At 56.8% G+C, this 11,553-nt stretch carries 3 protein-coding genes; all 3 read left to right on the top strand.

Translation table 11 applies throughout. From position 1 onward, the window contains the following. The first annotated feature begins 67 nt into the window (after positions 1-67). The 3 genes from HPY30_06160 to HPY30_06150 all read left to right on the top strand — a co-directional run bounded on the left by HPY30_06160 (position 68) and on the right by HPY30_06150 (position 11,553). The gene (locus HPY30_06160) at positions 68-9,313 is read left to right on the top strand and encodes an outer membrane beta-barrel protein (GenBank protein ID QYZ65606.1); all 9,246 of its coding nucleotides are present in this window, start codon (positions 68-70) and stop codon (positions 9,311-9,313) included. A 354-nt stretch (positions 9,314-9,667) separates the two neighbouring features. Beyond that, positions 9,668-10,129: a hypothetical protein gene (locus HPY30_06155; GenBank protein QYZ65605.1), complete on the top strand. Its 462-nt coding sequence runs from the start codon at positions 9,668-9,670 to the stop codon at positions 10,127-10,129. Positions 10,130-10,356: 227 nt separating this feature from the next. Next, the gene (locus tag HPY30_06150) at positions 10,357-11,553 is read left to right on the top strand and encodes a hypothetical protein (protein QYZ65604.1); all 1,197 of its coding nucleotides are present in this window, start codon (positions 10,357-10,359) and stop codon (positions 11,551-11,553) included.

The raw sequence follows: 11,553 nt of genomic DNA, 5'->3' as shown, positions 1-11,553 counted from the left end.
ACAGGTTGCCGGTGGGGAACTGGAAGGACGCATCCTACGGATGTGGCGGGATCCGTAAGTCCCCTATTTGCCGGGCGATCGATTGGGGGAGGGCACCGTGTCACACTGGACTCAGACTCTATGGTTTCGGTTTCTGGCGCGTCTCCTTTCTGTCTTCCTGGTGTTCCAGGGGACACCACCACTCCGATTATCCCTTCCCGATATAGATCCTTTCTTCCTGCTGGGCATCAGCACGGTCCAGGCCCAGGAGGTGCCGGAATGGCTTGTCTCCACGGTGGATGCCAATCATGAGGATCGCTTCATCCAGGAGAAGATCGCTCAACTCGGCCCCGGCATAGAGGCCGCCTTCGCCTTCGTGCGGGGCGAGATCGGCTTCGAGGCCTATACCGGCTCCCTGCGCGGGGCGCGCGGTACCCTCTGGTCCGATGCCGGCAACAGCCTGGACCAGGCCAGCCTGCTGATCGCCCTGCTGCGGGGGCAGGGGATTGGGGCGCGCTATGTGCGGGGGACGCTTGACGAGGCGGATGCCAAGGTATTGATCACCTCGATGTTTGATCCGGAACTGATGGCTCAGGCCGTGGGGTATATTCCCGAGGAATATGAAAAAGCCGATCCTGTAAATGACGCTGATCTAATCGCCGAGGTTACCGATCACTGGTGGGTTGAATTGGAAGACGGCACTCAGCTCGATCCCAGTTTTAGCGATAGCACCGTGTGGGGTGCACCCTCATCAACCCATTTTGATGTGCCTGAAGTCCATAGACACAAGGTCACCGTCCGACTGAAAGTGGAATCGCATAATATGCTTTCCCAGTTTACGGATAATGTGCCATTGGAACAAAAGTTTTCAGCAGCAGAACTGTACGGGAAACCGCTTACCCTGGGTCATTATGTAAACACTCATAAACCTCTTGCCCTGATTGGGGGGCTTATAACTCATAATTACGCCCCTTACATCCTGCTGGATGACAACTCGGAATCCATTGAAGGCCAAACCATGATCCGGGGTAACGATTACCAAGAGTTTTTTTCCTCCCTCATACCCATGGCGAACACAATGTTGACTCGTCTTACCTTGGAACTGGGGCTCGAATCCCCAAACAAAGAGGCGCGGGTACTCAAGCGTGATCTCCTGGATCGGGTGGGATTCGCGGCCAGGCACGGCCTGTCTGCTCCAGGTGTAGCAGATACTGAACGGCCAGCCATCAACCAGTACGATGTAACGACCATCAATATCGTTTCCGGTTCAGTAAATGATGAATTAATGGGAATTCAATTGGCCAGTTCTCTTGATGAGGAAGGTTATGATCTGATGTTGCTGTCAGAAACTTTGTTAAATAAAGATCCCGCATCGTTTACCAGTGACGAGGATGATCTGCTGGGACAACTTGTCAAATATCAAACGCGCCAAAACATAGCAAAAACGCGTCTTTTGGCCACCAACTATTTAGTGACTTCCGACGAGTTGGCTAGAAGCACCGCTAAGCAGCATATCGTGAAGTTCTATCATGATGCTCCCCGGGTCATTTTGTCATTCGACGAGTATCAGGTAAATGTAAATGACACGATGACTAACCGCTTCGGCATCGACCTTCTCCTGGATAGTACCAAAGCAGTTGCCTATCCAGGACAAAATAGAGATGCTTCCATTGTTGCCAAGATATGGCGTGGACTGGAAAACAACCTTGCTGAAACAGAAGCGGTCAGGACTTTTACAGAAGGGCTCGAAAGCGAAATATCGCTTTATTCAACATACGAAGTGTTCGAAGAAGCACACAAGGCCGGGCTAGGCACGGTTGTCCTTTACGGACACCAGGATATATCCAGACGACTGGATAACCTGGACATGTCAGCGGAAGCCAGGGCCCGCATTGGGGATGCCCTGCGATCAGGGAAATCCGTGACCGTGCCTTCGGGAATGGTCACTATCAACGGTAACCAGACGATAGGCTGGTATGAAAACAATCCGGAAACCGGCGAATTTATAGGGGTTCTGGAAAATGGAAGGCATGGATCATTGGCAGAATATGCCTCGATACTACGAATTCGGACTCAAGTGGTGGGCCTTCAGATCCGCCAGTTTGTCATGAGTTTTGCACGGGTTGTTGTGCGTAATTTAACCAGAATAAAAAATAAGATATGGGACTTATATAAGAAATTTCCAGATGAATGGAAGCCGGATCCCGTCGGACTTGCAACAGAGATTACAAAAGAGGTAGTCAAGCAGGGGGCGGTGGGTGCTGCACAAGGCGTTGCCGAAGGGTTGGCAGATGCCTTTGTTGAGTCTATAGAAGAATCGATTATCGAAGCATATAAAGACGATATCAAAGCAAGGCTGAACGAGGAGTTGGGTGGTGATGCTGGGACTCAGTTGCTGAAAGATCTGGAAGGACCTTTGGGAAACTTGAACCAATACATGAGTGCGGAAAGTTATGTAAAGGATGTTAAGTCGATAACTAATACAAGTTTGGATATTAATCTGGATTTAAAGAAGATCGCAAAACAAGCTAATAAAGCAATGATTATGGATTGGATCAAACTCAATGTTCCCAATCTCACAAAAGGCCAACTGTCGCAACTGGAGCTGGATATCGAAAGCCACACAAACGCCGGAATGAAAAAAGGTATAACCACCGTGGCTGGAAAAGGCATTGGCGGAATAATAGGCGCACCCATCAGGGGCGGTGCAAATTTGATCTTTAAGAACATAACCAAGAATTTGGTAAAGGATAAAATCAAACCCATCGTCAGAGAAAATCTGAAAATCGACACCATAGTCGGCGGCGCAAATCAGACGATCTTCGATATCAGTGCCTACGCTAGCGAAGAACTGGAATCATTCTTTAACAAAGGCAGCGTAATCGACATTGCCGGCACGGATTATGAAGTCGTAAATCTGTTATTCGTACCCGCACTGACCAAAGAATCTGAAGTCAGTAATTCTACACTTGGTTTGTCCGTTGTTTCAGATGATCTGTTTTCGGTGAAACTTGCCCAGGGCCAGGTTCCTTCCGCCTTTCGAGTACAGATCGAGAACCTGGGTTCGAGTGGTAACTTCGTCGTGGGGACTGTTGCGCCTGCTGGCTGGGAGATATTGACGGCACGCGATTCGATTACGGTACCTTTTTCATCAACGGGAGTGGTGAGCGTCTTTCTCCGGCCATTGGTAAGTACGACAGTGCCGATTCCCGGTACGAGTGTCGATTTTTCGGTGACTGCTGAGCTAGCTGGAAATCCCTCTACACGCCTTACAAAGGACGTTGATTTCATCATGCCGGAGGTCCATGCTCTGACCGCATCGGCCGACCCGGTCAGCCTTTACGCCACACCCAACGGCGATGTGCAGACCAACCTCACCTTCACCAATACCGGCAATGTGGCTCAAACCGTCACGCTCGGTCTCGACCTGCCGGCGGGCTGGACCGCCGACGACCTGGGCAGTGCACCCACTTTGGACCCCGGCGAGTCGGTGACCCGGACTCTGACCTTCACGGCCCAGGGACTGGACCTGGACAGCGACCACTATGTGGCCGTGACCGCCATCTTTGGTGCCAGCGGCGAATTTGAGACGCGGGTTCCACTGCACCTGCATGTGGCCGCCCCCGGCTCCCTTCAGGCTCTGCACGCGGCAACCGACGCCGATGCCCTCGGTCGCCCCGAACTGGCAGGCACCCTGGAAACCCTGGGCCAGGATCTGAGTACCCTCTATCAGGATCTCGGCAGCGCGCCCCACAAGAGTCGCTTACTGGCCAGCCTGGATACCCTGGCGGCTCAGCTTGACGACCCTCTGTTGGCGCCATTCACCCCGGACATCGACACCGCCCGCCAAGCCATAGCTGACAGTACGCCCGCCACTTTGGAGACGGCCCTGGACGATCTGGGCACCACCCTCACGGCTTTTGGTGACCAGTTGGCGGCCATGGCCGACCACGATTTCGAGCTGGCCCTGCAGCCCAATAACGCCGAGGCGCAGCCCCAGAGTCCGACCGACTTTGGGCTCTATCTGAAGAACCGGGGGACCGAGTCCACCGTCTACAACCTGAGCTTGGCGGGCGTGCCTGTCGGCATCACCGCCACGCTGAGTCAGGACTCAGTGACCTTGCCCGCCGGCTTTGCGGTTGAGCCTGGTGTTACCGGCACCCACCACCTGCCGATCGCCATCGATGTCACACTCACCCAACCGGCGGATGAGTTGACCGCCTTCGAATTCGAACTGGTGGTGACCGCCGACGGCGCTCCCGAAGTGCAACGTTCGACCTATGGCAGCTTCACCTCCAGGGATGAGTTGGTGAGCGTACTTTCAGTGACCAGCGCCCCGGCCTTTACCGACCCCGGCGGCAGTGTGGATGTGACCACGCGGCTGCTCAATGCGCTGAACCGGGAGCGGGATCTGCTGGTGAGCTATCGGGTGAAAAACACAGGCGGCGCGGAGCTCTTCAGTTCTGCACCACAAGCCGTGCAGATGAGTGTGCTCTCATCGGTGGCCACGGTCGCCCTGGGAGCGTTTGATACCAGCGGTCTGCCACTTGGGAGTTATACCCTTGAGGTGAGTGTTACCGAGTCCGATGGCACGCCGCTTCCGGGCGGCTCCGGCAGTGGAACCCTGATGGTCGGCTCGCCTTTGAACGCAACCTTGTCGGCCGATCCGGACAGCCTCCCGGCGGGGGATGGTCAGGCAGCGGTTACTCTGCAGATCGACAGTCTGGTGAATTATGACGCCAATGGCATCGGTCTGATCGGTCTGACCGATACCCTTGGCGGTGGGCGTTCCGTAGCGGTTCGGGGGGATTATGCCTATCTGGGCGGCACCGAGGGTGTCACTGTGTTGAATATCAGCACGCCCCAGGACCCGCTGATTGTCCATACCTTCGGCTTGGCCGGGAATAACCGCACCTGGATCAAGGATGATACTCTGCTGGTGGCCAATGAACGCGATCTGTATGTCTATGGTCTGACTGATCCTGAACAGCCAGAGTTGCTGGCCTCGGCTGCCAGTGGCGTCACCGGAACCCACGCATCCGGTTTCTATGTGCAGGGTGATCTGGCCTTCATCAATACAATAATCTTTATCTGGGGCAGCAGCTTTGTAGGGATTCGCGGCGACACCATTATTTATGATCTGGGCGATCCGCTGAATCCGCAGAGTCTGGGGTTATTTTACAACACACCCCAGGGTTCGTATCCACAGTGGCCGGGCAGTAACTATTTCATCGGCGAGAGTGCAGTCGGGAAGGACGACGTTGTCTATCTGATGAGCAGTTCGGCAGAGACCGCCGCCGTTGGGGGTACAGGACGGCTGCGGATGCTCGATGTCAGCGACCCGCAGAATGTCACTGAAGCCGGTGTTTTCGATCTTCCCGGATCGGTGCTGCTGGGTGGCATGGCCATTCAGGGGAACAGGGCCCTGGTGGTGGGTACGGATGGTCCGTTTGTCATCAGTGACGGTTCCCCTCTGCAGAGCGGCCAAATGACGCTGCATCTGCTGGATGTGTCCGATCCCCTGAATCCGACGATACTGGGGTCAGAACTGTTGGCTGGCGAGGGGCTGTACAAATTCTTACTGTTTTCCGTACGCAGTGTTACTGATGAACTCTTCGTCATAGAAGATATCCTTTTGAATGGCCAGGCAAAACTGCGCCTGGTGGATACCAGCGATCCCGCGAATCTCAGGGTTATCGATATTGATACAGCGAGTGTGGTCGGAGGAGCACTGTTCAACAGCGGGCTGCTCTACACCGCCAGCGACTCCGGTCTGGGTATCTATGATCTGGGTGGTCTGACCGGTATTCCAGTGACTGCACAGGTGCAGGTGCCGAATGATGGCAGCGCCGTGATCCTGCCCGGTTCGTTCAACCGGGCGCCGGACAGCACCACGCCAGGGGCCGGTTTCGATACCCTGCAGTGGGATCTGTTGCTGCAGACTGGCCAGCTCAGCCATGTCCTCAACTGGCAGGTCCAGCTGGATGGCCTGCAGCCGGGCGAGGCCAGGGATGCGGCCCTCGGTGCAGCAGTGGACTTTACCGCCTGGGGCAGTGCGGGTTCTATTGATCTGCCCGCCGCATCCGTGGCGGTGGAACAGATTGTGGCCCTGACGCCGGATAGCCGCACGATGCGGCCGGGTGAGGAGAGTCTCTATACCGTTACACTGATGAATCCGACAGCCACAGCCGTGACTTACGATCTGGGATTGCAGGGGCTTCCACCGGAGTGGGTGACCCTGCAGGCCTCCGTGGAAGTACCGGCGGCTGGGTCGATCGATCTTCCCCTGGCGGTGCGTGCAGATGCCCTTGCCAGTTTGGGTGAGCATGGGTTTGCGCTAACAGCGACTACGGCCGATGGCGCCAGAGGGTTGGCTTATAGCAGCCTGATACTGGAGGGCACTGCTGTGATCCAGGCCGAAATCCACGGTGTGGTGATCACCCTGACCCCACTTCAGGATACAGCAGGGCAGGGAACCGGTGCGACCTATCGAGTGCGCATCACCAACACCGGCAATGTCACCGAGACCTACGAGCTGACCGGCCAGTTGCCGGTGGGCATCCAAGGTGTCTTCGGCGAAGCGAGCGTGACGGTGGCGCCCGGCCTCGACAACTATCGTGAAGTGTTGCTGACCCTGACCGCGCCCTCTGGGACCGCCGCCGGTGGCCAGGACTTCAACGTAACCGCCACCTCCACCGGCACGTCCGGGGTGACAGACCAGGCCGTGGGCACGTTGAGCGTCTCCGGCTTCGGGGTCGATGTGGCTTTGACCGCCCTGGCCGCAAGGCCGGACAGTACTTTTCTCATGCGGGTGACCAACACCGGTCAGAGCCTGGATACCTTCGACCTGAGCCTGGGCGGGGTTCTGGCCCCGGCCGCCACCCTGGAAATTACCGAAGTCACCCTGGCGGCAGGTGCTTCCCAGGATGTGACGGTTACCGTCATCGATATCGATTTCGCCTATCCAGGTTCGCTGGATTTGGTGGTCATTGCCACCTCCCGCGGCGATAGCAACGTACAGGACCGGGCCGCAGCCGCGATCGACATACCCCAAAGTCAGGGACTGACCGTGACCCTGGACCCGGTGGAGGTTGAACTGCCGGGTGTGGGCGATGGTGCCTTCCTGGTACTGGTGCAAAACAGCGGTAACAGCGAGGACGCCTACTCGGCTGCCATCACCGGCACCGACGGTGCCATCAGTGCCGCCAGTCTGGACGGTCTGGATGGCCAGCCCACCCAGTCCATCCCCAGCTTCCGGTTGCCCGGACTCGCCACCGGCGCTATCCTGCTCAACGTCAGCCTGAGCAGTTTTGGGGAGGGGACCGTGGACGTGACTATCCATTCGCAGAGCAACGCGCTAATTAGTGGGACGGTAACCGCCCGGCTGAAGACCGCAAATCAGAACCCGGTGGCCGATCCCGGAGCTGATCGCACTGTCCACTTGGGCGACTTGGTCCAGCTGGACGGCAGCAACAGCACCGACCCGGACCAGGGACCCTCTCCCCTGGCCTATGCCTGGAGCTTCATCGCCGTGCCGCCCGGCAGCACCCTGGACGATCAGGCCATCGCCGACGCGAACACCGTCTCAGCCTCTTTTACACCGGATCTGACCGGCCAGTACCGGGTGCAGCTTATTGTATCCGACGGGCTGCTGTCGGATTCCCGTGAGGTGGCCTTCCAAGTGGAGAATCAGGTGCCGGTGGCTGATGCCGGACCCGACCTCTCCGTACTGATCGGTGAAGCCCTGATCCTCAACGGCAGCAGCTCCCACGACCCGGATCGGGATCTGATCCGCTACCGATGGACACTGGCTCAGACACCTGCGGGCAGCGCCCTGGTTCAGGACGATATCGGCAACGCGACTACCCCGGAACCTTCTTTCATGCCCGACCTGGCGGGTCTCTACGAACTGGCGCTGGTGGTGACGGATGGTGATCTGGAGAGCAATCCGGACCCGATCCGGATCAGTGCCTACGATGTGGACCTGCCACCGCAGGCGGATGCGGGACCGGACCGGAATGCCCTCGTGGGGGATCAGGCTGTCGTGGACGGCAGCGGGAGCTATGATCCGGATGCCGCGCCTCAGCCGCTGACGTACCGCTGGACTTTCGCCAGCCTGCCGCCCGGCAGTGCCCTGGACGATGCGGCGATCTCCAACGCGGCCTCCGCAGTGGCCTCCTTCCTGCCGGATGTGGCCGGAACCTATAGCCTGGACCTGGAGGTCTCGGACGGCTTGGTCCAGCATAGCGACCAGATAAGCGTCCATTGCTACCTGGTTGAAACACCCCCCAATGCCGATGCCGGAGACGACACCCTGGCCGGAAAGGGGATCCTGGTCAGCCTGGACGCCGGTGCAAGCTTCGACCCCGACACACCGGCACAAGGCCTGAGCTACACCTGGAGCTTCGTTTCCATACCGGAAGGTAGCGGTCTGGACAACGCTGATCTCAGCAATGCCAATACCGCCACCCCTGGTTTCACGCCGGACGTAGAAGGCCGTTACGTACTGCGCCTGACCCTGTCCGACGGGACGGGCGAGGACTCGGACAACGTCATGGTCAGCGCCAAGGCTGGAAGCGGAGGAGATGTGGTGGGCGCCGGTGGCGGTGGATTCGGTTGGCTGGAACTGTGGCTGTTGTTGACTTGGCTTGGGATTGCCGGAGCGTTGCGCGGGCGTCGAAGATTCGGCCAACTGGCCGTAGCATTGATGCTTGCCTTTCTGGTAACGGGTGGAGGGCTGTTTTCTCGTCCCACCCAGGCTGATGATGGACCCTGGTACATGGGAGTATCTGTCGGGGCATCAAAATCCGCTGCCGACGCTGCCGAACTGGATGCGAACCTGGCTGCGTTGGGTTATTCCACCACTACCACGCTGGACAATACCGACATCGGTTGGAAACTCTTCGGTGGATATCAGTGGAATCCCAACCTGGCGGTGGAGGCGGCCCTGGTTGATCTCGGCCAGGTGACATCCCGCATCAGCGGTAACTTTGGCGACCTGGATGCATTCGTAGCCGATGTGGCCAGGGTACATCCGTATTCCGCCAGGGGTATCAGTGCCTCGATAATAGGTGAGCTGCCGGTGGCGCAGCGGTTCCGTCTATTCGGAAAGGCGGGGCTGTTTTTTTGGGACGCAGATATCGATGCGCGGTTCGAGGTGGGCGGTCAGCCCATCAGCTTCGATAGCAAACAGGGAGTGGATCCGGTATTTGGAGCAGGGGTGAAGTTTCATATCAACAAAAAAACGGCGGTTAGGGTGGAGTGGGAGCGTTATGAAATTGACAGAGACTCTGTGCAACTCTTCTCCGCAGGCGTCGAATATCGTTTTCCCTGACCCATTTTTGGCATACGATCCTCGTAAGCCGGGTACATCGAACTCAACAGTCGGTCAAGCTATAGGGAAGCGCAACAGGCCTGGGTAAAAGCCAATCGGTTGTCTTCTCCTGTATCGACCCCAGTCGCAGTGCCGCTGCCCCCGTTGCAGCGGTTTTATCACCTCGCGAACCGACCCCGATCGCGCCGCAAATCTGCCCGCGTACTGATGCCGTCGATGGGGATCGGATTTTCGCTGCATCCCAGAATCTGGAATCTTTGGGCTTTATTAGTGAAACAGATGGCGTTAGTCTCCTGACTACCCTTGACTGTGAAAAGCCGCCGAAGAATGGCTGGTAAAAACTGGAGAATGCGTATGAGGTTTCTGTTGTTTGCTTTGATGTTGTCGGTTGCCGGTATGGCGTTCGCGGGGGGTGCCGCCCCTGATCCGGTGGTGATCTACAAAGCGGATGAGGCTTATGAGGATGTGATCGACAATATCAAGATGGCGGTCGAAGAGCGGGGAATGCTGGTTAGCGGTATTCTGCACGTCAGCGATATGCTCAATCGCACTGGCCCCGATCTTGGTTACAAGCAGGTTTTCAAAAAGGCCGAGTCGGTGGAGTTCTGCAGTGCCGTGATCTCCCATAAGATGACCCAGGTCAGTCCGGAGAACCTGGTGGTCTGCCCCTTTACCATCGCGGTCTATATCAAGGCGGATGAGCCGGAACAGGTCTATGTGGCCTACCGCAGCCAGTCGTTGGCAGGTCAGGCGGACAAGGTGACCGCAGAGATCCTTGAACTGCTGGATGGTATCGTCAAGGATTCGATAGAGTGAATCAGTAGTCCGTGGCGCTTGCGGAATCGGCAAGCCCAGCGGTAAATCGTAAGGGATCAGAGTCAAATCTGCTGGATGTCACGGGAAATCTGTCTTGGGGCTTCGAGCGGATTTGACTCTGATCCCACTCCCACATTATTTTGCCGCATTCGAGGAATTGCAATCATACAATGTGGATCTGTTGATCTAGACTCTACGGAATTATCCCAAATCATGGAGTGGATAAAGTGAACGAAGTGTTCAAAGTCGTATTTTTCGGACAGCTACAGTCTGGTGCTGAGGCAGAACAGGTTGTTGTGGCTTTCAGTGAGCGCTTCAAGGTCGATAAGGAGACGGCGCAGAATCTGTTGAACTCCGGCCGTGAAGTGGATCTTAAGAAAAACCTGACACGGGAACAGGCTGAGCAGTATCAGGCCGTGTTGGAGCGGACGGGTCTGGTTGTCCGTATAGATCCGATGGCGGATCAGCTGTCGCTTGAACCCATGGATACGGGGGAGGCAGAAGAGAAGGAAAAACAGCCTGAGCCTCCCTGCCCCAAATGCGGTGCTGACCGGGTGGAGGATGGCAGCTGTCTCGAGTGCGGTGTGGTAGTGTCCAAATATCTGGCGATTCAGGCCAAGGCGGAGAATGCCGAAACCGATGATGCCGATCCCTATGCCGCGCCCCAGGCGGATCTTGTGGATCACGAACAGGGTGAGATAACGGGGCCCAACAGTGTGCCGGCAGGTCACGGCTGGGCCTGGATTGTCAAGGGTTGGTGGCACTTCAAGCAGAGTCCGCTCGCCTGGGTGCTTGCGCTGATAGTCTGGTTTGTGATGGTGGTACTGGCCAATCTGGTTCCAATACTCGGAGGCATCCTGACCAATCTTTTCGCGCCGGTGATTGTGGGAGGATTCATGTTGGGTGCGCGAGCTCAGGATGAGGGCGGCAACTTCGAGATCGGCCACCTGTTCGCCGGATTTTCCAACAACATGGGACAGCTGGTACTTGTGGGTGTGATCTACCTGGCAGGCTTTCTGCTGCTTGGGGTGATCGTTGCGCTATTTGCCGGTGGCATGCTCGCGACTATGGGTGATTCGGAGATGATGCAGAATCCCGAGGCGATGGCGGCGATGATGCTGTCTCCAACCATGCTGCTGCTGTTCCTTCTGGTCATGGCCCTTGCCATACCTCTGATGATGGCATATTGGTTTGCACCTGCATTGGTAGTGCTGGATGGTCTGAAGGCGATGGATGCGATGAAGCTGAGCATCAGGGGCTGTCTGAAAAATGTCCTGCCGTTTCTGGTCTACGGCATCGTGGGAATGGTGCTTTTTATTCTGGGCGCCATTCCTTTTGGATTGGGTCTGTTGGTGGTGTTACCGATGATGGTGGCCTCAATCTATGTGGGTTATCGGGATATCTATTTCAGCAAGTCGCGATAG

The sequence above is a fragment of the Gammaproteobacteria bacterium (ex Lamellibrachia satsuma) genome, from assembly GCA_019623805.1.
In the GTDB taxonomy this organism is placed as follows: domain Bacteria; phylum Pseudomonadota; class Gammaproteobacteria; order Chromatiales; family Chromatiaceae; genus QGON01.
Note: the sequence above shows the minus strand (reverse complement) of the source record. Positions and strands in the feature narration are given on the sequence as shown.

Bases quoted from the DNA above. Each gene is read 5' to 3' on its own strand.
- HPY30_06155 (QYZ65605.1), top strand. From the start codon at position 9,668: ATGAGGTTTCTGTTGTTTGCTTTGATGTTGTCGGTTGCCGGTATGGCG.